This is a genomic window from Streptomonospora salina, assembly GCF_014204715.1.
GTDB classification, from domain to species: domain Bacteria; phylum Actinomycetota; class Actinomycetes; order Streptosporangiales; family Streptosporangiaceae; genus Streptomonospora; species Streptomonospora salina.
On sequence record NZ_JACHLY010000001.1, the window covers coordinates 4272542 to 4296796 of the forward strand.

The window sequence follows — 24255 nt, forward strand, 5'->3', positions numbered from 1 at the left end:
TGTCCACCACCACCTACAAATGTCTGAGGCTTCTGGCAGCATCCCCATAGGGTCGGCGCTCGGCACAGGGCACAAGGCGCCCGCTGGGCGCGGCGCGGGCGAAACCACAGTACGTCGGGGAGGCGAAGTGGCAGGAACACTCGGTTACACGATCTCGGTCAGGCATGTGTTCCAACGGAAATTCGGGTCAGATGAACTGGGCAATTCCATGTCCGGGTGCCACTGGTACATCATCTCGCGTAGGCCTCGCATCCGGATATTGGAGGGAAGCCCCAGGATCAAAGACGGGATCCTGACCCTGGAGTTCATCGAAACTTCCCCAGAGAGCAACACGAGAAGGACATTTGCCCTTGGTAGCGAGTTGATCGACGAGGGGAATCGAGCCGTGTTCAAGACCTACGATCGGGGTTCCTATTTCTCCCTGCACGTCGATGGCCGGGTCATCCATGGTGACGCCTGGGCTTTAGCTTCCCTATTCTCCGCGGCGGATCGGGACGTGGCCAAACAGGAGGTCCTCTACATCGGACAGGCGTTCGCCGGTGGCCATGGAAACGCCTGGGAGAGGACATCTCATCACCAAAAGCTCCAGATGATTTATGAGGACCACGCCAGTGACCCTTGGGACATCTTCGTGTCACCGCTCATCTTGCAAAGGGGCAACTTTCAGGGCGATGATCACATTGACGATTCCGAGGACGGCCCTTCCCTGGAGCGGTACCTCAGCGTGTTCTCTGGTAGAGAAGGAACAACTACCAAGACTTCGATCGACCTCGTCGAGCACAGCCTTATCTCCTACTTCAACCCGCCCTACAACGAGCAGCTCAGAAACTGGAACGCTGCGAATCCCACCACAGCGATGCGGAAGATGAGGGACGCGGGTTTTCGACTCCTCCACGTACACCTCAGTGGGTGGCAAGGACTCTCCCGTTTCTACTCAGAAGAACAATCCGAGCCAAATAGGAGTCATTTTATCTCCCAGGACATCCCGCCCGCACCGCGACGACCGGTACTCCGAGGGGTATCGGCACAAGAGGTGAGCGACTGGAGAGACAATGCAAAATTCATCGAGGAAGGTTCCGCGTTCTTCGCCAACATGGCTGAGGGGTCCGGGGTGGAACTGCTGGCCTTCGGTAACGACGCGCCGAAAATCAGGAAGCCCGCACCCGTCAGAATCTCGGAGAGTCACCAGCTGGCGGACGAAACAAGCCAAGAAGCGAGAGGAGAGAGCCTCGGCGCCTCCCATGACCAAGAGGAGGTGCACAGGAAGATCATGGATGCTAGAAGAGCACGTTCAGCGGAAAAGGAGGCCCTCACCTACAAAGGCGAAGCCACCTACGACGGCAGGTTAGGAGTAATCACTATCGGCCTCGATCGGGAGTGTGAGCCTGTCCATTGGAGTCTGCACGACAGTAAGGGCACTGTCGCCAATGGGCTCATCCTTGGCACCGACGGACAAGGGAAGAGCAGTCTCCTTCGGGTCATAGCGCACCAGGCTCTGCTTTCCAAGCGCTTCTCCCCTGTCCTCGTCCGTCCCGACGGCAGCGACCCAACACACGAGGCTGCACTGAAACAGCTCTCCGAGGTCGCAAAGGAGGTCGATATCAGGCTCGTCTCCGGTCCGAAGCATGAGTCCAGCAAGCGGAACCGTGGAATCATTTGTGCACTCGACGACTCCGACAAGGTTCTCGGATATCCTGGAGGGAGGGATCTCATCTTAAAGATCCTCACCCAAGGTCCGGCTTTGGGGGTGGGAATGGTCATGGTGATCCGTGACCCAGATACGCTCCGCTTGTGCCCGGACATTACCAAGGATCTCATCACATCGACAAACCGTGTGGCCTTCATGGAGAATGCGGATGCAGTCCTCAACGCACTCGACACCGAATACGGGGAACGCCGAAAGTCCAGCATTTCTTTGGGGCGACCGACTTTCATGATATTCACCAGCGGCGACACCAGGTTCCTCACCTTCGTCAGCGGGTTCTTCGAGGTACGCGCGTCACACCACGAGGCTCGAGCATTCGCTACGCAACTCATCCAGGAGGCCCAACCCGATTCCCCGCTCCTTGGCGAATGGAAGCCACTCAGCGAGGACCACGACGCCTGGGCGTACTCCGCAGAACCCATGCTCACTTCGTGGTTTCTGCACAAGCACCCCGATCGCTGGATCATCTCATGTGTCTTGGCGAGTTTCAGGCCAGTGCGTGAGGACTCACTGGCCGATTCCATAGAGTGGGCCGACTTCCGTTGGCACAACCGCTTCGAGGGTTCACTCGGGCCGTGGCGGATCGGCCCCACCGCCGCCTCCGCAACAGGCCCCACCCTGTACGCCGACGCGTTGTCTCCCTTCACTTTCAAGGATCAATCACAGAACTTCTGGGCTCTCCAGTCACACCTCTTCGGTTCTCGGCCCGAGCAGTCGCAGGGCTCCCGCGTGGGCCTCATCCAATGAGCGCTTTTCGTGTGGCACGACCGAGGAGATAGTCGATGTAGACGACTGACTTGTTGCTGTGCAGCTGATGGAGGAAGGCCCTCCGGAGCCGCCCTGCGGGGGGAGGCTTCAAACCGCCGTGTGCTGCGGGAGCGGTGACGCGACCGTGGTGAGCGACATGGAAAAGGCGGCCGTGAGCCGTCAGGTGGGGACTGCGGAGACGTTGCGCTGTCCTGGCGCGAGCCAGGGTGCTCTGCATGAAGCGTCGTTGATCACGAGGTGGTGTCGAAACCGGGAGGTGGAAAAGATCCCGGGACGAGTCTGGCGGGAGCCCGTCTACTGGCCAGGCGGCATCCGGCGTATAGGAGGCGTGAACGCGGTCTGCTGCGGCTGTGCGGAACGTGGGAAGGCCCTGCTTCGACAACGGTCGGGATAGGCCGGCGGAACGGCTCGTAGTAGAGGTGAAGCCCGTGCTCGGCGCGGTGGGGGTGGACCGAAGGGGTCGGGCAGTGCGTGACTCGCGGATGGATCAACCGGGGATCGGAGGAATCCGTATGAGCGAGTCGCAGTCAGCAGCGGCGGCCAAGCCGTTCTCTATCTCCAAGTTGGAGGTCTGGCAGGCATGGGAGCAGGTGGGGGCCGACCGGGGTGCTGCCGGTGTCGACAGCGTCGCGCTGGGGGAGTTCGAGGAGGGGTTGAAGGACAACCTCTACAAGATCTGGAACCGGATGTCCTCGGGTTCCTGTTTTCCCGACCCGGTCGGATCGATCGAGATAGCCAAGCCCGGCGGTGGCGCCAGGGTGCTGGGGATCCCGACCATCGCCGATCGGGTGGCGCAGACGGTGGCGGCGCGGCGGCTGGAGGCCGCGGCCGAGCCGCAGTTCCATCCGGACTCCGACGGGTTCCGGCCGGGCCGGTCGGCCCACGACGCGGTCCGAACGTGCCGTAAGAGGTGCTGGGAGCGCCGATGGGTGGTCGACCTCGACATCGCGGGCTTCTTCGACGCTGGACTGGGGACTGCTCATGAAGGCGGTCGAGAGCCTCGGGCTGCCGGCCTGGGTTGGGCTGTATGTGCGGCGGTGGCTGGCCGTGGAGGCCGTTGCCGCCGATGGCCGGACGATCGCGCGGGATCGGGGCACGCCGCAGGGCGGGCTGGTCTCGCCGGTGCTGGCCGACCTGTTCCTGCACGATGCCTTCGACAGTTGGATGTCGGCCGGAATCGTGAGATTTGGCAGCCGGACGATCACTGCATGACAACGGCCTGACGCTCGACCCTCCAAGGATTGAATCCATCCTTGTAGCAATCGAGCGTCACCAGTACGGGCTTCCGCCCGTAGAACTCAGCCCAGTGGGCCGGTATAGCCCAGTGTGGAGCAGGGGTCTGCTCCAGTCGGAAGCGGATCGGGGTATTCGGGCGCACGTCTTGGGCCTCGGCAGTACGGTGGCTGACAACTCCCGTAGTGGAGAGCATGAAACGATACGGGCCCCAGACCTGGTCATCCAGCTCCTGCTGTGTGGGGCCTCCGGCGATGACCGGCTGCCGGTCGGGTACAGGATCGGCAAGCATTGCCTCAACGCGGTCCAGCCCGTCCAGGCCCACCGGGCCAGCCAGCATCAGTTCCAACAGGACGCTGTGCTTGTTCTGAGCGTGACATGTGGTCCTGAATACGGGAGTGAGCTCGGCGTGCTGGCGATGGGTCTCGATGGCCGCTTTGGTGCCTGCATGGCGGGCGTTGCGCCAGCTCCAGTACACGGCCGCCCCGGTGAGCAGCACACCGATGATTGAAACGGTCATGCTTGCGTAGGTGTCCACCCGAACCAGCCTAAACACCACCGCATCGTCGCTACGGTAAACCGGCCAGTACGAGCTTTCGGACCATACCCCGCGCGCCGCCTGGTGTGTGAGCGTCGCCATGATCGAGGCACAACGGCGCGAGTACAAGTGGACCGCGGCCAGGATCATCGGGGAGCTCACCGCCCTGCGGAACCGAGCTTGAAGGGTGCATTGTCCCGCGCCCTTGGCTCGGGAGCCCGCGGTTCATCGACCCCGGTGGCAGAGCAACGCACTCCGGGACGGACCGTCGCGCACTGGCCAGGCCACATAGCCCAGCAGGGTGTGAAGGAGGACGGCCCCATGCCCGAGAATGGGGAGAGGGGCGCGTGCACGGCCGTGACTCCGCGCAGACGCATGTTGCCGGCTGGGGGCCGCGACGGTGGTGGTGCTGGGCGCGTCCGCGTACAACAGCGTCGCCGGGACCGCCCTGCTCGGCCGGGTCGTCTGCGCAGCCCGGCCGAACCTACGGACACGGGGTGCAGGCGATCGGACCGGTGCCGACGGCTGCAAAGTCCGACGCCTTGGGCCTCATCTTTCATGGACCCCGATCCGACCTATGGTCGTTTCGGTGGGACTGTCGGGCGCGGAACGGAGTTTTGTGGCCAATTCTGCGTCAGCCGCGTTTGAGTACCCCGGTGCTGAGCCACTGCACGAGCAGGACAGCGAGGTGCACCGCTGCTTCGGCTTCATCCTGGGTTTGTTGACGGGCGAGCATTCCGCCAGCGTGCCGGGAATCATGGTGTTCCATAAGGAGTTGGCACATACCGATTAGCTTGTCGATGCTCTCCTTGGCAGGGCGCTCCGGGTCACCGAAGTTCAGAGTCCATTTCCCGGAAGCGGCCTGTTGTTGGAGGGCCTTATAGGATTTGCTGAGAGTGGGTTTCTCGGCTGTGGGATGCACCAGGGGGTTGAGCACGGCCTCGACGGCGAGGACCGCTTCGGCGTATGCGCCGTCCGGGTCCGGATTGGTCCGGTAAGCACTGTGCCATGCCTTCCGCAGGTGCTTCGAGGCAGCATCCGAGGCGTTCTCGCAGGCTTGATCGTAGGCGAGCTGCGCAGTCTCGTCGACGCGACGCATCAGGCAGCGATTCTCGGGATCGAAGCGCAAGTATGATCCTCCACGAAGGAGGATCCGACCCAATTCGACGCAGCTCTCGATGAGGGATTCGTTAGCGGGCGTTCCTGGTGGTGCGTTCCATCGCCGGTCCAGCTGAATCGCCGCATCGATCGCCGTCAGAAGATCGAGATCCCTGAGACTCAGGAGGGGGCTCAAGTAGTCGTAGCGGCCCCTCACTGTATGGGGGGCAAGCCGGAACTCAAGCGTTACCTCCCGCGCCTCACGCTGTCCGACATGTGCTGTCATCCACTCTTTGAGGCACGGAAGCAGCCACTCGGGGGTGCCGGGGTGGACGGTGTCGTCTGTGGGTCGGCCGGCAAGCCGATCCCGAAGCAGATGAAGTCGTTGGTATTCGGTCACGACACGATCCTAACCAGCGGAAGCGGCATTCTCGGATTTTCACGCAGTGCTGCCCGTCTGCCGGGAACCGCGCTGGCTCACCCGGCGGGGGACCGTCCTTTAGGAGGTGGCGAGCGCCAGCGCGCCGCGTCACGTCCGGGCTTCAGCGTTCTGCGCCCAAGTTATGACTGCGGTGTTCGGATGGCTCCCGGTGCGGCTGACGTGCTCATACTAGGTGGGTACCTCCATGCCAGGAGTGCCGACTCTTCAGGTGATCGCCATTGCCGATCCGGCCCTCGGATTGGGGACCGCTCAAAGCTGCTCCCGGCAGCAAGCAGTGATCGAGTCAGCTCGGCCAGAGCGTGTTGGATTGCTAGCCGGGGAACCCGAGGTCGCGCAGATAGCTGATACGCGCATTGACGCCCGCGCTGAAATGGGCCCAATCAAGAGCCTCTACAGGTTCACGCGGATAGGGGTTTTCCTTGGACGAGGTGACGTAGCACACGGAATCGTAGAGGTTCTCCTCGACGAGTCGCCGGCAGAAGATGGCGAACCGTTCCTGGTATGAGGTGTTGTGCCATACACTCTCGGACGGGATCGGTGCCTTGGGTGCGAGGCGGACCGGTGTCCTCGACTTCTCATGGTCCTCCATGATGAAAAAGTAGCCGAGCCATGGCTTCTCTCCGGGGTATATCTCTGCCAGAGCTGCCCGGCGCAGGTCTACGGCGCTCCCCAGCGCCTCTTCGATCCGGTTGTTGTAGTTGTTGCCGAACGACGGGCCGCCCAACGCCTTCATCTCAAAGGCAGCCACCAGGGTGTCGCCATGGGCGATAACGACATCCCACTGCTTCTGGGGGCGATAGTACCCTGGGAGCTCCATCCCCTGGCTTTTGGTGATCCTGACGGAGCTTTCCGGGTACCCCGCGTCTAAGAAGAACTTCGCGATGAGTTCAGCGATCACGTCGAAATGCTTGCCGCCTCGGACGGCTCCGGCGGTGCCGGCGCCGACACGGCCCCGGACCTGAGAACTGCTGTTCTGCGCGTCCTTGGCGCCCCAGTACTCGGCGATCGCAGCTTCGAAGTCCTCTCGCGTGACCGCCAACGGGGTCTCCTAGTCGGGTAGCTCGTCCAGCCGGTAGGCGTCCAGGGCCGCCTGAGTCGCAGCCGCGACATCGCGGCGCTCGAAGGCGTCCCGCAGCGCCGCCTGAACCTTATCGCCGATTTGTTCGGGATGCGGAACCCGGATCTTGCGCAGGTACTGGGCCTGGAACCGCAAGGTGCCTCCGCGCATCTTGACTCCGTAGGCATGGACGAAGGCCTGCGCGACACCCGACAGGAGCAGCCCGCCCAGCACCCGCAGATCCCACGTGTCGGAGACGATGTAGTACAGGTTGTGGTGGGGATAGAAGCCGCCTTCATCCAGCACGGGATGGATGGTGGTCTTCATATCGGGCAGGAGCAGCTTCGGGCGGCCGATCAGCGAATGGTCGACCTTGTCGATGGTCTTATACCAGCGGTGGGGCTGCTTCACGGCGACATAGCGCCGCTGCAGAGCATCGGCATGGGCTGAGAAATGGCGCCGCACCTTGGGGAAGTCCTGCAGCGAGACCAGGTCGCCGGCGGGAGTCCACGGGTTGATCAGGTAGCGCCCCTGCCAAGCGAACGTGCCTGAGGCGGTGTCGCGCACCGTGGCCAAGGGAAGCAGGCGCTCAGGTTCGACCGCGTCGGGGTCGGTGGTGATGAAGACTTTGTCGGCCCCGGTGGCGATACCGATGCCCACGCGTGTGGTGCCGGCGGGGTCCTGCAAAACCGGGAACCGGTCGCTGAGATCTTCGAGGAACGCCAGGCGGGCCGGGGAAGCGCTCGGCCAGAAATCACTGCCGCTGAACCAGTGGGGGAGTCGCGCGGCCTGATAACCGGTCTCCTCCACCAGCGCCGGGCCGTCTCCACGCATCCACTTCCGCAGCCGGCCGGCCTGCTCGGCGGAGAAGTCGCCGGACGTCTCGACGGCGACCGCCTCGCCTTGTGCACGGTTGCTGATGACGGTGATCGCGGGATAGGCCGCGACCTGTTCCTCAAAGGCGTCGACGTCGTGCATGGAGATGACGGCATCGACGCTATAGGAGCGCGTCACGAATTCCCGCAAGTGGGATCCGTATTGGTTGTGCATCCATCGGTCGGCGCAGATGAAGCCCAGGGCCCCGTCAGGGTTGAGGCTCCGCAGGGCCGCCTCGTAGAAACCGACATAGATGTCCGCGCGTCCGCCCATGGTGGGATAGGCGGCGCGGTAGGCGGACATGCGCGCCGCGGGGACGTCTTCGAGGCGGATGTAGGGAGGGTTGCCGACGACGTAGTCGATCCCCCGGTCCCTGTGCTGATCGAGGAGGTAGTCGCCTTGGCGGACCCACGCCTCGGCACAGCGGTGGACCTCGGCTGCGCCCCACCCGTGGGCAGCGAGTTCCTGCCGCACCGTGGCACGGCTGGATTCGACGTTGTCGGCGAGGAGGTCGAATCCGGTGACGGAATGGAGGGCCTCGTCCAGGCTGCGCCCGTGGCGACGGCAGGACTCACTGAGTCTGCGGGCGATCGGCCCGAGGAACGCTCCGCGGCCGCAGGCGGGCTCGGCGATCACGTATCGGGCGAGATCGCGATCGGGCGTGTAGCCGACGAGGTCGAGTAGCAGTTCCACGACCCAGGGGCGGGTGAACACCTCTCCGTGCTCGATCGCTTCTTGGAGCGAGGGAGGGAGCAGGTCATCGTCCTGGTGGAGCCCTAGCTGTGTCACATCTGGACTGTACAAGGATCAGAGCCTGGAACGGCTGTATCCACAGGCAAAGCGGCGGCCGATGTGGCCCACCGCCGGCCTGCGGGCGCGAAGCAGCGAAGCAGCCATCGCTGCCTCGTGCTCGATACTGGGCACGGGGAGCACGTGATCTCCAGCCGCCAGGCCACATTACGCCACGGACACTCCCCCGCGTAGGCGGAAAGCGTGCCAGAAGCGGGTGATGCGGACATTCCAATGCGTTTATGGACATTCATTCTCGGCGAGGCGCCGGCCCCGCAGCTGGAGAACTGGGGGAGAGGGCTGCTACAGCAGCTTAGTGCAGTTCAGGCGGTGGATCGCCGTGCTTCGCGCGGTAGCGCTCGACTTGGCGCGCTAGGGCGGCGCGGAAGGCCTCGGGGCGTGGTGGCGCTGGTCGTAGTCGAGGATCTGCTGCGGGTCGAAGTGGTCCTCGGGGAAGTGCGGGAAGATGCCGCGGAGGAGATCGGCGCGCTTGCGGGCCTCGTCGAGGGCGGTGACCGGGGCGCTGTTGTTGCGTTCGACATTGCAGCCGCGGTGGGTGAGGCGCAAGTTGGCGGCGCGGGTGCCGGCCGGGACGCCGCAACGGGCGCCGTTGCTCTGGGGAACCGAGGAGTCTTAACCACGACCATGCGGAGCGGGTTGGCGGTCGCTACTTGGTACGGATTTGCGACCGAATGTCAGCGACTCCTGGTATGACTGCCGCATCGGAACTTCGCGGGTGAGATGTTCGTGTCCAGGCGTGCGTATAGGGCCTTGCATCCTCGCGAGTCGGTGTGCACGCTGAAGTATACGAGCGCCTGCGCCGGGGAGGAGGATTTGGCGATGTCACCGCTTTCACCTGCCGGTATGCTGCTAGTCCGGTGCGTTGCTCGCCTCCCTAGGTGTTGTCTGCCCCGGCACCCTTGGGCTAGCGAGGTCCTGGTTGAGCAGCTGTGGTCACGTCTTCCGCCGGAACCAGCAGGTGGTTGGCGAGACGTACTGGCTCCCCTGGTCAGGAACGGCAATGCCTTCGCAGCGGGTGTTCGGGAAGAGATGTGGGCGCTGGCTCGTGCAGGCGCCCTCGTTCCCGTAGGAGTTGGGAACGACGCGGAGTTCAAGCTCCCCGATAAGATGAAAGAGGATGGGTTCGGTAGCGTACCGCTATCCGACCAGGATGCCATTGCGATCGACTTTGCCGCAGATCAATTGACTGCGAGGTTATTGGCTCTTTCGAAGACGGCTCGTACATCCGGGTGATCCAGACTGGCCGCGGTCGCATCCGCGGCCGCTCGCCTCCACGAAACGTTCTTGCGTTTTCTCGTGGAGATCCTGACGCCATCACTGATTGGCTCGGCACGAACCTGAATCGTCACATGGGCGTCGCGTAGATGCTGAGCCTCCCACGTCGAAGGGCTAACCTCATGCCAATCTGCAGTTTTCACTCTTGCGATCTGCGTGCTCATCTCACGGGCAGTCTGATACCGGAAATCAGGATTCGGATGAGTTGCCTTGCTAACTATTCTGCGCAGCCCACGACATACCCATGGGGGAAGAGATAGATCCGTTTCACGGAGTGGTGACTGGCCCTTCGTGAGGGAGTCAACGACGGTGGTTGTTGAGTAAGAGGAGTAATCGAACCCTCCCGATAGGAGTTCACGCAGCACCACCCCGAGCGAGTAGAGGTCGGAGGCTCGCGTCAACCCGGCCGGTCCCATGAGTTCGGGCGGTGCGTACAGGTGCGGTGCCCCAACACCGTTGTTTTAGGGCATCTTCGCTGGTAAGGGCCTCGGGGTGGTGCGAGCCTGGCACCGAGGGTTCGCGGCCGCCTCTACCCGCGGGATACTCGATGGCGTGACGAACGCGGCTGACCGCGCCTCTTTCGGGGTGCTGACCCAGACCTTCGACCCGCACCTGGTCGAGGAGGTGGCCACCCGGGGCGGCGCCCTCCAGCAACGGCGGCGCGAGCTGCCCGCACGGCTGACCCTGTACTTGGTCCTGGCGCTGTGGCTGTGGCGCAACCTCTCCTACAAAGAGGTCTGGCGCAGGCTGGCTGACGGCTGCGCGTTCAGCGGCGGGGCCCGGGAGTTGGCCGTGCCGGCCTCGGGCGCGCCCGAGGCCTCCAGCGTGAGCCGGGCCCGGCAGCGGCTGGGCACCGAACCCCTCACGCTGCTCTTCGCCCGCACCGCCGGGCCCCTGGCCGAGAGCGACACCCCGGGAGCATGGTGGCGCGGCTACCGCCTGACTGCGGTGGACGGCACCTGCCTGGACACCCCCGACACCACCGCGAACCGGGCCGCGTTCGGCGGCCCCTCTGAGGGGGCCTTCCCTCAACTGCGTCTGGTCGCCCACTGCGAGATCGGCACCCGCTGCCTCATCGACGCGTCCTTCGACGCCTACACCACCAGCGAGAAAGCCCTGTGCGAGCGCATGGCGGCCTCGTTCGCGCCCGACATGCTCACGGTCTTCGACTCGGGGTTTTGCGGCAGCGACCTGTACTGCACGATCACCGCCACCGGCGCCCAGGTCATCATGCGCGCCGGCGCCCAGTTCGCCCTGGCCCCCGTCGAGGTCCTGGCCGACGGCTCCTACACCGCGCACCTGTCCAAGGGCGGTCCGCTGGTGCGTGTGGTCGAGTACACCGTCTACACCGACACCGTCACCGCACACGGCGGCCACACCACGGCCGGGGAGACGATCACCCTGGTCACCAGCCTGATCGACCCGGTGCTCCACCCCATCGCCGACTTCCCGGGGCTGTACGCGGCCCGCTGGGAATCGGAGATCCTCTACGACGCGGTCAAGACCGAACTGCGCGGCGGAACGACGGTGCGGTTCCGCTCCCAGAGTCCCGACCTCATCCGTCAGGAGGCCTGGGCGCTGCTGCTGGTCTATCAGGCGGTCTCGGACCTGATCACCCGCGCCGCCGGGTACGCACAGCTCGATCCCGACCGCATCAGCTTCACCACCGCGCTCAACACCGCCCGCCGCTCGGTCAACCGGACCGGTGGGCGTTTTTCCCCCTGAGGACCTGGCCGTACTGGACGTGTGGGCCTTCGACGAGCTCTGGGACGACCTGCTGCCCCGGCGGCGCCGGCGGTCCGCACCCCGTGAGGTCACCCGGCGCTCCTTCCGGTTCCCCACCCGCAAGCGCGCCACACCCGCCTCGGGTAGAACCCGACATCGCGTCCACATCTGGCGCCTCACCCCACCAGCGAAAACACCCTAAAACAACGGTGTTGGTGCGGTGCCCGCACCCCAGGAGTGCGGCCCGAGGGATTCATCTTGCTGGCTAGGCCGAGATCGCCGATCTTGACCGTGTGGGCGTCCTCAGTGAGGAATAGATTGGGGCTCTTCATGTCGCGGTGCAGGATCCCGTGCCGGTCGTGCATCTCAGTTAGGCCCTGCAGCGCGGCTTGGATGATCTGCATGGACTGTCGCACGCCGAAGCGTTCACCGCGTTCCAACGCGTCACTGACACTGCCTCTTTCGTAATAAGGCATAAGGATCTCAACGACCTTCATGGGCCGTGGGTAGCCCCGAACATGTGCAACTGCTCGGACGGTTACCACGTTGGGATGGTCGATCATCTCCATCGTTCGTGGCTCGACTAGATCTGCGCCCGCTTCCACCTCCGAGAGGTCTAGCCGCTTACCCACCAACCACGTATGCAAGACGTCGTCCCACCAAACACGTACTTCCCGCAACCCGTTGGGCATGCTGTGCAGGCACTCATAGTCGAGGCTGAGTGGCATTCCGCGAGGATCCAAAGAGCTTCTCCGTCGCGCTACTCGGAGGATGGGATCACGATGAGGTATGGGAGGAGCGTACCAGGGACGTAGCGGCCGCGAAGGCTGCTCCGCGTCCCTGTCTCCAGTACCGGGGACGTTGGGCCAGTCCGAGCTCGGTGTAATCGAAATCGGCAAGTGACGCGGCTGGAGTCTGCGTAAGCTTGCTGATCGTTTCGGTCTTCCATTCTTGGCAGGCCACCTGTTCGTGCGAGCAGGCGAGCATGAGAGCAGAGAGAAGCGTGATGCGCTCTGTAGCGTCTCTATACTTCCAATTCGCGTGCTTCCGGGTACCTACGATCACGACTGACTGCGGAACCAGGACCCGTAGATCCTGGGAGATTCTACCGTAGATATCCCCCAAGCGGTCCGCCCCCATGAGGCCACTTGCCGGCTCAACCTTCTCAGGGGCTTGCGAGGGGATTCGCGGCGGTTGCTCTTGGGTAGCTGCATGTAGCGCACCGTAGTAGATCACGCCTGAAGACACGCAGACTCCGAGAATCATCATCCTTAGACGCCTTCCGTTCTTCGGTAATTCGTCGTGTAAAACGCTGTATCTTCCGCAGCTGTTAGCGTGCTCCAGATGCAATCAGAATGACGTGCGGTGCTGGAGTTTTTTTGTCTCCAGAGGGCGTCGGTGGCCAGGTCGCTGCTGCTCCGGCCGGAGCCGGCGGTGTGGAGGTCGCCGTCGAGGACGACGCTGGCCTGCAGGTTCCCGTGCCGGTACAGCCGCCACTCGGTGCCGTTGGTGTAGAGGTGGGCAGGTCCTTCAGCCGTTCCCACTGCTTCTTGTTGTGGCCTTTGAATCTGGCCGGGTCGAGGTTCTCGTTGGGGTTCTTCAGTTCGACGTGTCCGGTGATCGCGCCTGCGACGCGCACGGCGAAGTGCGGGCGGGCCCCGGTCTGGGCTTTGTGGGCTTCGTCGTGGACGACGACCTCGAGGCCGGTGGCCTGCCCGATGTTGGTGAGGAACCCTTCGACGGGGCCGCGGATCGCTGCCTCGGGCTGGCCGATTCCGTTTTGGAGCTTGGTGGTGGACTGGTGGCCGTAGTCGGCGATGAGCGCGCGCAGCCAGTCCTCAAGCAATCCGGGGGCTCCGATCCTTGGAGGTTGGGGGTGTGGCTCATTCCTACCAACTCGCGACGACAAAGGTCACCGGCCAAATTCACCTGAGCCGGGCGTCGGGCCGCGGCGTGGGCAGGCGGTACCGATAGGGGCGCTTGGCGCGTCGTACTCGACGTTCCAAGCACGCATTCGTGACGCTTACCGAACATCCTGGTTCACACCGTGGCCTAACTCGGTCGATCAGTGAAGAACACTCAGCACACCGTCGCTGCTGCGGCCTACGGTCCCACGCAGCCCCAATCCGAGGAAGGCCCGATGCGCACACTCCCGCTGGTCGCCGCACCCCTGCTGGCCGCCGTCGCGTGCTCCGCCGGCGGCGGCTCCACGCCACAAGAGGAGGAAACACTCGCCGAGCAGGAGCCCTCGCAGCAGGAGCAACCCAGCGCTGCCGGGCCGGCGCGAGTCGGACTCGACGAAACCCATGACTTCGGCGGTGGGTTCACCATCACCATGACCGAGCTGCGCCGCGAAGTCGACCCTGACGGGTTCAACTCCATGACCGGTGAGGAGGGCGAACTGCCCTACGTCGCCTGGTCCTTCGAGATCACCAACAACACCGGTAATCTCCTCCACACCGGATCCACCACCAGTTCCTGCTTCGTCGGCGATCCCCTGGAGGAGACGGAACAGCCCGTGCTGGGCGACGCGGTGAATCCGCCCGACCAGCTCGCCGACGGCCAGTCGGCCACCTGGGACGCCGACTGCTGGATGGACGAAGACGAGTCGCAGCTGCAGTACACGCTGGAGTTCTACGATCAGGAATCCGTCAGCCTGTACCCGCCGGTGACCTTCGCTGGCAAGGTACCGAGAGAATGATCGCTCGCCGCGCTATTCGGGTATAGCCAGCGGCGATGAAATTAGGGCACACTTGTGCTGAATCTTCGTCGCTTCAGGCGCGGGTAGGTCTCGCGGGACGGGTAGCTCTGTCACGCCCACTCTGTCGCGTCTCCGCAGATGCCTTGTTGCTGGTGTACAGGTAGTAGTTCTCGGCGTTACTCTCCCTATTGGGGCAGGGCCCCGGAGTTCTCGCGATTAGCCCGAGAACGCACGAATGACGGCTTTGAGTAGACCAAGCAGGGGTGACCGGATCCAGACACGCAAAAGCGGGCACGGCCCCAAGGGATCATGGAGTTGTCGAGAAACCACAACCTGTAAGGCTCCGTGCCCGCCGTGTCATATTCTCCTACTCCGGCCGACTCCTCAATCCCACCCGCCGCTTGGACCGGTGAACCCGGCTCCGACCTGCTCGACCATCTCGCGACCATCGACGACCCCCGCGATCCGCGCGGGCGCCGCTACAGCCTGGCCAGCCTGCTCGCCCTGTGCGTGTGCGCGATGACCAGCGCCGGCCACGACACCGCCGGCGCCGTCATCGAATGGGCCCACAACGCGCCCCGCACCACCCTGGCGCGCCTGGGCCTGCCCGTCTGCCCCTTCACCCAACGCATCCGCATCCCCGACGAGCGCACCCTGCGCGAAGCACTCGCCCGCCTGGATCCCGCCCACCTCACCCGGGCCGGACTCGCCGCCCTCCCGCTGCGCACCAGCCCCGCCCACGACCCGCCCTCGACACCGGCCGGAGCGCCCGAACGCGAGCACCGCCGCGCCCACCGCCACCGGCCCTCACCCGAGCGGCCCCGCCACGAGGCCTACGCCGTCGACGGCAAAACCCAGCGCGGCGCCCGCCCGGCCAAGGGCCGACGCGCCCGCTCGGTGTCCTTCCACGCCGCACGCCACCGCGACGCGGCCCTGGTCGCCTGCACGCAGATCACCGGCAAAGGCTGCGAGACCACCGCCTTCACCCCTCTGCTCGACCAGCTCGGCGATGAAGACCTGGCCGGGGTGCTGATCACCGCCGATGCCTTGCACACCGTGGCAGCTCATGCCGCCTACCTGCGCAGCCGCGGGGCCCACTACCTGATCTACGCCAAGGCCAACCGGCCCGGGCTCCACTCCCAACCGGCCGCCCTGCCCTGGAAACAGGTGCCCGTGGCCCACGTCGAAGGGCCCGAACACGTCCACGGGCGCCAGGAGCGCCGCTCGATCAAGGTCACCGCCGTCGACGGGCTTGCCTTTTCCGGTGCGCGCCAGGCGGTGCGCATCGAGCGCCACCGCCGCGAGCACGGCACGGCCGCGACCAGCCGCGAGGTCGTCTTCGCCGTCACCGACCTGCAGGCCCACCAGGTCTCACCGGCCGAGCCGGCCGCCCATGCCCGCGGGCACCGGATCGTGGAGAACCGGGTGCATCACGTGCGCGACGTGACCTTCAGCGAGGACCGGCGGCGGACGCGTATCGGGGCGGCCCCGGTCGTGCTGGGCTGTGTCACCGACATGGTCCGCCAAGCGCTGGCCGCAGCGGGATGGAAGAACCTCGCCTCCGGCCGCAGAGCCCACACGAACCCGGACAAGGCACTCGCTCTCCACGGAATCACCCGCACTCAGCCCGTATGGGCCTGAAACGCGAGAACTCCGGGGCCCTGCCGCAGCGCCACGGCTCCGGCGATGAGCACGACGATCAGCATCGCCGTGTTGTGGGCGTACTTCGCGAACGGTTCCACATTCCCGATCAGCGGAAAGTAGGTGAAGGCCATCAGGCCGCGCGCCAGTAGGAACCCCAGACCGGCGGCCGCGCTGTGCCGCGGCGACCATCCCCACATCCGGGCCGCGACCAGGATGGCGACGCCCAGCGCACCGCTGGCCACAACGCCGACGGCGAGTCCACGCCAGGACGTGGTGTCCGCAAGGTCCGGCGCCAGCGCCACGACCAGCGTGATCAGCAGCACGGCCCACACCGGCGGCCCACCTGCCTTCGTGGCCGTCGCCCGCGCTCGACCGACCAGCAGCGCGGCTGCGACAACCGCGACTACGACGCCGGAGGAAACGGCAAGCTGCATCGGCGAGCCGGTGTGCGACTCCGGATCAGCCAGGATCACGGCGGCGGTCCCCAGATAGGCGAGCGCGGCGGCGACGATCCCCGTCGGCGAGAGCCAGGGCTCCCGCGCGCGCTGAGGCGCCCACGCTTCGGCCAGTGCAATCGGGGCCGCGAAGCTGTAGATCACGTGTCCGAACACGAAGCTGTACGCATTCGACGCACTGATTCCCAGGGCCGGAATCAGTGTCTGCTCTCGGAAGAATTTCCACCCCTCGTATCCCTGATAGTCGACGGCGAACATCGACTGGTCGATGAGACACGCCTGTGCGGTACCCAGCGCAGCGAACAGCAACAGCAGGCTGGGCCACCCCCAGCCGCGCCTGCGGACGAGTTCGCGGGCCAGCAGAGCCGGTGCACCGTAGAGACCCGCGAAGAAAACCAGCGCGAACGCGAGTGCCGCCGCATCACCGGTGCTGTCGTCGTAGGCGGCCAACAGTTCCGCGCCGATCGCGCACAGCCCCAGCACCGCAACGACCTGGATCGCTTTCCCGTTGATGTCGGGTTTGAGGGGGTCGGTCGTAGGCCGATGCACTCGCCGCGCGGCCGCGTGGACGGCAACGCCCAAGCAGACCACCTCGGCCCCGCGAAGCACGCCTACCGCCAGGCCGCGGTCACCCACCAGGTCGGCGGAGAGCTGCGGGAACGAGGCGACGATCAGGCACGCGATCAGTACGAGCACGAGCGCGCCGCCGAATCGGCCGCGCACCAGCCAGCCGACAGCGGCGGCCGCCAGCAGCACGAACACGCCCGAAGGTACCGTCGGGGGCCCATCGGTCGGCGGGCCGAACACGACGGCTCCAACGACCGCCAGCGCAGCAAGCAGCGATGCGGTCGGAAGCTGCGATACGTGTCGCCGACCGGAGCTGCGTCTCATACGCAAACTATGACACATGAATGTCGCAAAAAGCTACATTGGCGTCCTGTTCTGCGTCTCGTATGATCGACTCGTGCCGCAGTCCCAGCCATCCGCAGTGCCGTCGACGACCGCCCGCCGCACCCGCCGGGTGATCGTCGACGCCGCAATCGAAACCCTCGCGGCCGATCCGGCTGCCACACTGGCTGAGATCGCCGAGGCCGGCGATCTCAGTCGATCGACGTTGCACCGGCACTTCGCGGACCGTGACGAATTGCTGACCGCGATCGACGCCGAGTGCCGGAGGCGCTTCACGGCCGCGACGTCGGCGGCGCGCCTGGGCGACGGCGGCGCCCTGAACGCGCTGGACCGACTCGCGCTGGAATACCTCGATCTCGGCCCGGTGCTCGGGCTGATCTTCGCCGACAATGCGCCCATCGACCCGGACACCTGGGAGGACAGCGATGGTCGAGAACAGGGTCTGAGCACGACGATCGAACGCGGGCAGAATTCCGCCACCGAAGGAGATATCGATCCGGAGCTCCCACCCGACTGGGTGCTCACGACCTTCTGGGTACTGCTGTTCGGTGCCTGGTTGTCTCTCAAGAACGGGATGAACCGCCGCGACGTCGCGACGTATCTGTCCCGTACGTTCCGCAAGGCGGTCGGAACCGCTCATTGACTTTGTCGGACAGACGATGGAGCACACGAGTTTTGGTGTATCTGGCAAGACTCAGTTAGCGCGCGGCCTTGGCTCGGGCGCGAGCGGCGACCGTGCGGGCCCCGGTCGCATTCATCCGCCAGCGTGCGAACTCAATGCTCACCTCGAATGTGGAGGCGACCCAATCGTTGTCATGCTGTTTGAGGGCGGAGCGGACCGCGGCGTCGCGGGGAATGAGAAGTTCGCCGCTAAGTTCTGCGGCCTGATCTTCTTGAGCGGAATCACTCTGCCGACACCGGCCCGAGAGGTGAAGGGTCGTCGTGAACTCATGCTCGAGGAGGACATGCGCCAGTTCGTGGGCCACAGTGGAACGCAGACGTACCGCTGGGTGCGCCGAGTTAACCACAATTGCGTGACCAGTGCCGATGGGCAACAGGGCCCCGGAAAAGGCCGCAGGTCGGGTGTTGGTGAAGTACGCATGCGCCTCTTGGATCACCCCGCCTTCGGAGGCGAGATCGGTGAGGGTAAAGACGTGAATGCCGTGGTGTTCGGCCAATAGGTAGGGATCGAGTGGCTGGAAAAGGTCATATCCCAGTTCCGCGCGCTCCTCTTCGGCGATCCTCTTAGCGTAGGCCTTAGTGAACTTCGATGCCGCCACAGATCACCGCTCCTGGTCGCGCCGAGGTGCGCGGACACGACGCACCGTCGCCTGGACGATCTCCTCGATGTAGGACACGTCGTCGGGCGTCAGGTCGCGACGCGCCCGCAAGAGGGGGCCAATCTGTGTGACGAGTTCCGGCTCGGGACGGTTCACCGGCTCCTCAGACTCATTGACCAGGAACTGCTCAGCGGGCACCCCAAGCCAACGCACCAAGGTGGCGAAGGAGTCGACGTCTGGGCGCAAGCCGTTACTAAGGCGAGAGAGTAGAGAGGGGCTGACCTGCATCTCCTTGGCCAACTGGCGCCAGGAGAGCTCCCTGGTGCGGCGTTCGGAATCCAGTGCGGCGTATAGCGCTTCGACGTCGAGATGCTGGCGCATGTCGTCTCTCCTTCGTCCGCCGGGGTGGCGCCTCATTCTCGCATCAGTGGTTCGAACTCGACACACCGACCCCTGGCGTGTCAGACTCGACCCAGCGTATCGATGGCGAGACATTCGATCCTGGAGGTACCCCATGTCCAACCGCAAGGCCCCGTCCGCTCCCTCCGGAGGTAACGGCCGCAATCGCAGCGCGATCTCCGGTCGCTTCGTGACTTCGGAAACGGTACGTCGACACCCGCGGACGACCGTCACCGAGAAGCCGAAGCCGAACCAGTCAAAGAAACGGAAGTAGTCAACGGAGTGCCGAGGCGCTTGGGGATGACAGCCGCAAGTGCCTCCTGCCTCTTCGGCCTGATGCCATCTTTGGCTGCTGGTGTACGCGACCTTACACACTGACATAGCGGTTGTGGATGTACCCCAGCGTCGGCAGTGGGTCAGGGGGAAGCGCTTTAGAGTTCCTTCGCAGCCCCTGGTGGCAGTGGCAACGTCGATCCGCTGCCCGGCCATAGCTGAACATCGCTGCCGAGTCGCACGCGGCGTAACGGCGGCAGCGAGATCCCGACGAGGTGCCTTCGGGGGCTTGTGCAGGCGCCTTCATAGGCTCCGCTGTCTCACATGGAATGGGTGGCACCGCATACGCTGCCAGCCGAGACGCCTGACGTAACCGGAGAACAGCACCTTGAGCGGTAGCTGGTCGCGGACGCCGCTTCAATCTATCCCCTACCAAGAGGCAGCCGCCATGGAACCCCCCGACGCGCCCGACACCCGAGGGGAGGATCAGCCGGCACCCGATCAGGAGTCCGCCGACCCGCTGGGATTTTGGTCCAAGCCCTCCAACATCGTCGGTATGAGCATCCTCGGCATCCTCGCCGCCCTTTTCCTCATCGTGGGGCTGATGCTCGACAACGCCACCGTCACTCCAACGCCCCCGGAAGAACGCGAGTACGACCGGGAAACCGAAAAGTGCGTCGAAATTTGGGGTGACCTGTGGAATTGCCTGGACCCCGATACCAACCCCTACAACGAGTAACTGCTAGTGCTTCGTTACGTTCCTGAACTCCGCATCGGCCGCGGCGCGTGGGGCCCAGAGCCTTTGTCCACGACCGACTTCTGGTGGGTTAGGCGTCCAGGCTCCACGCGTAACGACGGCCCCCGCTTACTGTCGCTGGCCCGCGCTACATTGATGACCATGGCGTCAAGGTACTGCACCCAGGGCGCGGCGATGCATTTGAGGCGCGGGGAAGAAACATGGGGATACGCCGGATTTCACCCCCAGTAACGTATTAGACAATCTCATGGAGGTGCGTCATCAAGCACGTCGACTACTTCAAAAACTTCCTCAACAACTCCGTCAACCTCTCCCAAACCAAGCTGGAAACCCTCAGTGGGCGAACCGACGCCATCTATGAGCTTTTGAAAGAAGACGAGGATCTGGGGCCGCTACTCAAGAAGAAGATCCCACAGGGCTCATGGCCACAGAAGACCATTATCAACCCGCAGAACGGCAAAGCCTTCGACGGTGACTTCATGGTGCAGATGGTCGAGAAATCTGAATGGGCAGATAACTTGAAAGAGTACGGTGACGCCGTCTACAACGTGCTGCACAAGAAGTCGCCCTATAAGGATATGCCTCACGGGCGGAAATGTCGATGTGTTTACGTGCAGTACGCTGAGAACGTGATGCATGTCGATATCGTCCCCTTCGTGGTCCGTTCTGACGGAACTCAGTGGATCATCAACCGTGATGACAACGAATGGGAGCGCACCGACACGGAAGGCTTCACGGATTGGATGAAAAGGAAGGACGAGATTGCCAACGGTCACTTGCGTGAAGTCGTACGCATAATGAAATTCCTGCGCGACCACAAGAACTCCTTCACGGGAACAAAGTCGGTTCTGCTTACGACGATGCTCGGGGAACGAGTTGAAGAGTGGCGGAAATTCGGTGACCCCGCGTATTACGGGGATCTCCCGACTGCCCTGCTTCACATCATCTCTGACCTCGATGTGTGGCTCCAGGAACAGACGACCAAGCCGGAGATCATCGACCCGTCTGGCACCGGCACGTCTTTCGGGCATCGCTGGAAGGAGGAGACATTCTTCTACTTCCGCGATCGCATCCAATCGCACGCTGCTGAAATCAAGTCCGCCTACAAGGAACCCGACCCCGACAAGAGCCTGAAGAAGTGGCAAAACCTCTTCGGTAGTGGGTTCAAGGAACCCGAGAAATCCACGTCGAGCGGAAAGTACACTGGTACCGGTGCCGCCGGTGCCGCATCAATGGGAGCCACCACCATCAATCACTCAGGACGCGCGGGGTGAGAAGGAGTCGCCTCAGTAACTGGCAGCGCCTGGTCCTCGCCGACCTCTCTGCCATATCCAAGACGTTCCCAGGCGACGTCGAGATGCAGGGCCGCTACCGGCTGGACCGCGAGGGAGCGATGAAGTTCCGGATCCGGGTGTATACGGCCGCATCGCGCAAACCGAAGCGGGCCTCCAGCTCGGTGAGTACGAGGAGTTCTTCCTTACTGTCCACCAATCGTTCCTGGTGCCACCGCAGGTCGAAGTAGACCACTTCCGATTTGTACACCACGCCCATGTTCTCGAGGGGCAGCGTCTATGCCTTTACCTCGACCCCGCACGGGAATGGGACCCGATCAACGGGCTCGGCGGTTTCCTCGACCGACTCTTCGAATGGCTTGCGGATGCGGCCGCGGGGCGCTTCGATGCCCAAACTGCCCTGTATCACGCAGTCGGCGGTGTCCTGCACCTCACGAGCGGATCGCCGACCGTGGTCATCCGCAACGGTTTGCGATCGGATGTTCGGGTGCAGCACGGGTGGCTGGTCGCACGAGCACCTCATCGGTTCGATCTGGTTGTGAAACGCCCTTCCGAAGCACTGGAGGCGGTACATGTGCCGATCGTGACACTCGACAGCGATCTGCCGCTCGGCGCTGGCTCCGACTTGGTCCGCCTCCTGCGCAAGGTTGACAACCCGTATGCCGGATCTCCGGATCCGCGAGCCGCCTTTCGTACCATGCCGGTAAACGCCGGGATCTCGAAAACGTTGCTCACGGTGCTCGGTACGAGCGCAATCCGCAAACCCGAGGGCGTACCTCAGGCCGTCGTGATCGCCGTCCCCCATCCGGCCGGCGGTCCGCCCCACCTATTGGTCGCCAGCATTCCGGCCTCTGGTGCTGACCACCTGCGCACTCTGATGCGAGCAGGTAGGAAGGAGGGCTTCGTGACCGAGGTCCCCCCGGAGAAGGTCGCTGCCGACACTCCGGTGGAGTGGTGGCGGGTTTCCGACGATCGAGCAGAGGTCACAACACGGCGTGATTGGTCACGACCGGTCGCTGCCTTCTCAGGTAAGACAGTCCACATCTGGGGATGCGGAGGGCTCGGCTCCTGGGTGGCGGATTACGTAGTGCGTGCAGGGGCGAAGGAGGTGACCCTCTGCGATCCGGGAAGCATCACGACTGGTCTCCTGGTCCGGCAGAACTTCACGGAGGCCGATGTCGGCAACGCCAAGGTGGAGGCGCTCGCTCGGCGGTTGCGCGCGATCAATGACACCGTGAAGGTCTCCGTTCACGGCACGGTGATACCGGACGAACTGGATCTTACCGCGGTGGACCTCATCATCGACGCGACCGTGAGCATCGCTATCAGCCGTGTCCTCGACAGCGTCGCGGCCGGATTGGGACGTCCCGCTCTGGCCCAGATGGCGACCGACGCCCGGACCGGGACGCTCGGCATCATGTCCGTCTCCATGCCAAACCTGACCGGCGGGCCCTTGTCCATCGACAGGCAGGCCGGGAAGAGGGTCCTGAGCGACGGCACTCTCGAGGCCTTCCACGATCTGTGGAACACGTCGGAAATGAACGCCGAGATCATCCCGACACGCGGGTGCTCAACGCCGACCTTCCACGGTTCCGCCGCCGATTTGGCCGGGGTGGCGGCGAGCCTGACCAGCATCCTCGGCTCCCACATCGGGGCGGTCACACCCGTATCCGGCACGCATCTGATCTCCCTCCCGCATGGAGAGGCCGGACCACTACGGACATTCCTCCCAGCGGAGTGAACGAGCATGGGGCAGACGGCGAGACCGCCGGTACGACATAGCGTCGGTCAGGCCGCGGGGCGTTCATTGAGCACGAGCACGCCCTTATACGACGCGGACTCACGCTCGTAGATGGTCACCGGAGGGTGAGCATCACGCATGAGCGCCCGACCGGCTTCAACGGCAACGGTTACCGGCACCGCCGCGATCAAGTGCCAGCGCTGCGCGTTCGGATACTTCGACTCGGCCGTAGCCAGCACGCCACGCCATTGAGCGGCGAAGTTGACCAGCGACTGTTCATGCGACATCAATGTCGGATCAGGCGTTGCCCCCAGCGGACGGACGTGGATGAGAGGCGCGGTCGCGATATGGTCCGGTATGAGGGATCTGTTCACCTCGCTCGAAATCGCGCACACGAACACCACATCCTCAACCTTCCCGGGCTCGTGGTCGCCTTCCGTCACCGATATATCGAACTCGAGGGGGTCTTCCGTATCGACCCACGACCATCCGACTGCCTGGTCCCGCTGTTTCTGAAACAGACGTGTCGGTGTTTTATCGTCCAGGCACCAACCCAGGTAGGCAAGCAGCGGGATGGGAGCAATAGCGAAGACTGAGATGTGTTCTACGTCGCCGCTGTCGATAGCCTGTCGCACGAGCTTCAGGGCGTCGTCGATGGACTGCTGGGCCGCGTCCCAGAATCCGCGGCCACCCGCCGATCCATGAATACGACAAGTGAAGTCACCACTGCGCTGCGTCTCCACGAGGCCGAGGTAATTAGCTGCAAGGAGCGTCTCGGCGACTTCGCGCCGAGACGCAATCGCCAAAGAGCCACGGATATGGCAGCCCACGCGCAACGCGGCGGTCCGGGTGAGCCCACCGTCTGCCGTCACCATTTCGATGCGGCGCTCGAAGGACTCCTTGATTTCACGAAGCTTCTCAGGTGGGTAGAAATCGACGTGATCGGCATCGTCAACAATTTTGTGGCAATCGTGGCATGCAAGAATAAGGTTTTCCTCGGATTCAGTGTCCTTTTGTCCGTCGTTGTACTCGCGTCGCGGCGAGTAAACTCCGTCGGACGCGCCGACATTATGGGCAAGTTCGGCGAGCAGAACTGAATGCAAATAAGTTCGAGTTTCACCGAGTAGTCGCCGGTTGCAGATCGTGCACCGGCCTGCGGATCTGGCCCATAAAGCGTTACGGGTCGAATCTTTTATATTTCCCCGCGCGACCGTGGTGCTTCGATTGCTGGTGTTGGACATCAGTTTGTAACCGCCGATCGACCCTCTGTATCCACA

Annotated in this window: 22 protein-coding genes and 2 pseudogenes; 12 read left to right on the top strand and 12 right to left on the bottom strand. The window is 64.0% G+C overall.

Annotation, left to right across the window (positions count from 1 at the left end):
- Window positions 1-127 precede the first annotated feature (127 nt).
- The 3 genes and pseudogenes from HNR25_RS19260 (at window position 128) to HNR25_RS26160 (ending at window position 3685) form a co-directional block, all read left to right on the top strand.
- Window positions 128-2452, top strand: coding sequence for a hypothetical protein (locus HNR25_RS19260; RefSeq protein WP_184637385.1), 2325 nt, complete (start codon window positions 128-130; stop codon window positions 2450-2452).
- Window positions 2453-3159: 707 nt separating this feature from the next.
- Window positions 3160-3423: pseudogene (locus HNR25_RS27150) on the top strand (reverse transcriptase domain-containing protein); the annotation flags it as partial.
- Between the two features lie 31 nt (window positions 3424-3454).
- Window positions 3455-3685 (top strand): hypothetical protein, encoded by a 231-nt coding sequence (locus tag HNR25_RS26160; RefSeq protein WP_246463767.1) that lies wholly within the window; start codon window positions 3455-3457, stop codon window positions 3683-3685.
- Here the strand turns inward: HNR25_RS26160 and HNR25_RS19270 are convergent.
- The 6 genes from HNR25_RS19270 to HNR25_RS27155 form a co-directional block, all read right to left on the bottom strand.
- Window positions 3675-4244 (bottom strand): hypothetical protein, encoded by a 570-nt coding sequence (locus tag HNR25_RS19270; protein WP_184637387.1) that lies wholly within the window; start codon window positions 4242-4244, stop codon window positions 3675-3677. The two genes, HNR25_RS26160 and HNR25_RS19270, sit on opposite strands and share 11 nt — an antisense overlap.
- Window positions 4245-4878: 634 nt before the next feature.
- Entirely contained in the window at window positions 4879-5742 is an 864-nt protein-coding gene (locus HNR25_RS19275) for a hypothetical protein (protein ID WP_184637389.1), read from the bottom strand.
- A 352-nt stretch (window positions 5743-6094) separates the two neighbouring features.
- On the bottom strand, window positions 6095-6823 hold the full coding sequence (locus HNR25_RS19280; RefSeq protein WP_184637391.1) for a PaeR7I family type II restriction endonuclease: 729 nt from the start codon (window positions 6821-6823) through the stop codon (window positions 6095-6097).
- A gap of 9 nt (window positions 6824-6832) precedes the next feature.
- Window positions 6833-8506 (bottom strand): Eco57I restriction-modification methylase domain-containing protein, encoded by a 1674-nt coding sequence (locus tag HNR25_RS19285; RefSeq protein ID WP_184637392.1) that lies wholly within the window; start codon window positions 8504-8506, stop codon window positions 6833-6835.
- A gap of 372 nt (window positions 8507-8878) precedes the next feature.
- Window positions 8879-9073 (bottom strand): hypothetical protein, encoded by a 195-nt coding sequence (locus HNR25_RS19290; protein WP_184637394.1) that lies wholly within the window; start codon window positions 9071-9073, stop codon window positions 8879-8881.
- A 632-nt stretch (window positions 9074-9705) separates the two neighbouring features.
- Window positions 9706-10239, bottom strand: a complete 534-nt coding sequence (locus HNR25_RS27155) for a protein kinase (protein WP_376767550.1) — start codon at window positions 10237-10239, stop codon at window positions 9706-9708.
- 115 nt (window positions 10240-10354) lie between these two features.
- On the opposite strand from HNR25_RS27155, the gene HNR25_RS19300 reads away from it, so the two are divergent.
- Window positions 10355-11527: an IS4 family transposase gene (locus HNR25_RS19300; RefSeq protein ID WP_026129722.1), complete on the top strand. Its 1173-nt coding sequence runs from the start codon at window positions 10355-10357 to the stop codon at window positions 11525-11527.
- Window positions 11508-11729 carry a hypothetical protein gene (locus HNR25_RS19305; protein ID WP_184635899.1) on the top strand — a complete coding sequence of 74 codons (222 nt, stop codon included), beginning with the start codon at window positions 11508-11510 and terminating at the stop codon, window positions 11727-11729. The genes HNR25_RS19300 and HNR25_RS19305 overlap by 20 nt, the downstream gene beginning before the upstream one ends.
- On the opposite strand, the gene HNR25_RS19310 is transcribed toward HNR25_RS19305, so the two are convergent.
- The gene (locus HNR25_RS19310; protein WP_312862633.1) at window positions 11704-12255 is read right to left on the bottom strand and encodes a protein kinase domain-containing protein; all 552 of its coding nucleotides are present in this window, start codon (window positions 12253-12255) and stop codon (window positions 11704-11706) included. The genes HNR25_RS19305 and HNR25_RS19310 overlap by 26 nt on opposite strands.
- A gap of 602 nt (window positions 12256-12857) precedes the next feature.
- Entirely contained in the window at window positions 12858-13373 is a 516-nt protein-coding gene (locus HNR25_RS19315; RefSeq protein WP_184637400.1) for a hypothetical protein, read from the bottom strand.
- Window positions 13374-13667: 294 nt separating this feature from the next.
- Between HNR25_RS19315 and HNR25_RS19320 the strand changes: the two genes are divergently transcribed.
- Both HNR25_RS19320 and HNR25_RS19325 read left to right on the top strand, forming a co-directional pair.
- Window positions 13668-14228: a hypothetical protein gene (locus tag HNR25_RS19320; RefSeq protein ID WP_184637402.1), complete on the top strand. Its 561-nt coding sequence runs from the start codon at window positions 13668-13670 to the stop codon at window positions 14226-14228.
- 354 nt (window positions 14229-14582) lie between these two features.
- On the top strand, window positions 14583-15869 hold the full coding sequence (locus HNR25_RS19325) for an ISAs1 family transposase (RefSeq protein WP_221457733.1): 1287 nt from the start codon (window positions 14583-14585) through the stop codon (window positions 15867-15869).
- Here the strand turns inward: HNR25_RS19325 and HNR25_RS19330 are convergent.
- Window positions 15851-17089 carry a hypothetical protein gene (locus tag HNR25_RS19330; RefSeq protein ID WP_312862634.1) on the bottom strand — a complete coding sequence of 413 codons (1239 nt, stop codon included), beginning with the start codon at window positions 17087-17089 and terminating at the stop codon, window positions 15851-15853. The genes HNR25_RS19325 and HNR25_RS19330 overlap by 19 nt on opposite strands.
- A 145-nt stretch (window positions 17090-17234) precedes the next feature.
- Between HNR25_RS19330 and HNR25_RS19335 the strand changes: the two genes are divergently transcribed.
- A complete protein-coding gene (locus tag HNR25_RS19335; RefSeq protein ID WP_184637404.1) occupies window positions 17235-17879 on the top strand; it encodes a TetR/AcrR family transcriptional regulator in 645 nt (214 codons plus the stop codon).
- A 55-nt stretch (window positions 17880-17934) separates the two neighbouring features.
- On the opposite strand, the gene HNR25_RS19340 is transcribed toward HNR25_RS19335, so the two are convergent.
- Window positions 17935-18516, bottom strand: coding sequence for an ImmA/IrrE family metallo-endopeptidase (locus tag HNR25_RS19340; protein ID WP_184637406.1), 582 nt, complete (start codon window positions 18514-18516; stop codon window positions 17935-17937).
- A 3-nt stretch (window positions 18517-18519) separates the two neighbouring features.
- Window positions 18520-18897: a helix-turn-helix domain-containing protein gene (locus tag HNR25_RS19345; protein WP_184637408.1), complete on the bottom strand. Its 378-nt coding sequence runs from the start codon at window positions 18895-18897 to the stop codon at window positions 18520-18522.
- Between the two features lie 739 nt (window positions 18898-19636).
- On the opposite strand from HNR25_RS19345, the gene HNR25_RS19350 reads away from it, so the two are divergent.
- From HNR25_RS19350 to HNR25_RS26910, 4 genes and pseudogenes are all read left to right on the top strand, one after another.
- Window positions 19637-19927, top strand: coding sequence for a hypothetical protein (locus tag HNR25_RS19350; protein WP_184637410.1), 291 nt, complete (start codon window positions 19637-19639; stop codon window positions 19925-19927).
- Window positions 19928-20205: 278 nt separating this feature from the next.
- Window positions 20206-21219 (top strand): SMODS domain-containing nucleotidyltransferase, encoded by a 1014-nt coding sequence (locus HNR25_RS19355; protein WP_184639556.1) that lies wholly within the window; start codon window positions 20206-20208, stop codon window positions 21217-21219.
- Window positions 21220-21439: 220 nt separating this feature from the next.
- Window positions 21440-21574, top strand: a pseudogene (locus HNR25_RS26905) (hypothetical protein); the annotation flags it as partial.
- 114 nt (window positions 21575-21688) lie between these two features.
- Window positions 21689-22978, top strand: coding sequence for a ThiF family adenylyltransferase (locus tag HNR25_RS26910; protein WP_486387899.1), 1290 nt, complete (start codon window positions 21689-21691; stop codon window positions 22976-22978).
- 47 nt (window positions 22979-23025) lie between these two features.
- On the opposite strand, the gene HNR25_RS19365 is transcribed toward HNR25_RS26910, so the two are convergent.
- Window positions 23026-24219, bottom strand: coding sequence for an SAVED domain-containing protein (locus tag HNR25_RS19365; protein ID WP_184637412.1), 1194 nt, complete (start codon window positions 24217-24219; stop codon window positions 23026-23028).
- Window positions 24220-24255 lie beyond the last annotated feature (36 nt).

Excerpts from the sequence above, each read along its gene's own strand:
- HNR25_RS19345 (WP_184637408.1), bottom strand. The coding sequence starts at position 18,897 with ATGCGCCAGCATCTCGACGTCGAAGCGCTATACGCCGCACTGGATTCC.
- HNR25_RS19350 (WP_184637410.1), top strand. The coding sequence starts at position 19,637 with ATGGAACCCCCCGACGCGCCCGACACCCGAGGGGAGGATCAGCCGGCA.
- HNR25_RS19335 (WP_184637404.1), top strand. The coding sequence starts at position 17,235 with ATGAATGTCGCAAAAAGCTACATTGGCGTCCTGTTCTGCGTCTCGTAT.
- HNR25_RS19310 (WP_312862633.1), bottom strand. The coding sequence starts at position 12,255 with ATGCCACTCAGCCTCGACTATGAGTGCCTGCACAGCATGCCCAACGGG.
- HNR25_RS19320 (WP_184637402.1), top strand. The coding sequence starts at position 13,668 with ATGCGCACACTCCCGCTGGTCGCCGCACCCCTGCTGGCCGCCGTCGCG.
- HNR25_RS19365 (WP_184637412.1), bottom strand. The coding sequence starts at position 24,219 with ATGTCCAACACCAGCAATCGAAGCACCACGGTCGCGCGGGGAAATATA.
- HNR25_RS26160 (WP_246463767.1), top strand. The coding sequence starts at position 3,455 with ATGAAGGCGGTCGAGAGCCTCGGGCTGCCGGCCTGGGTTGGGCTGTAT.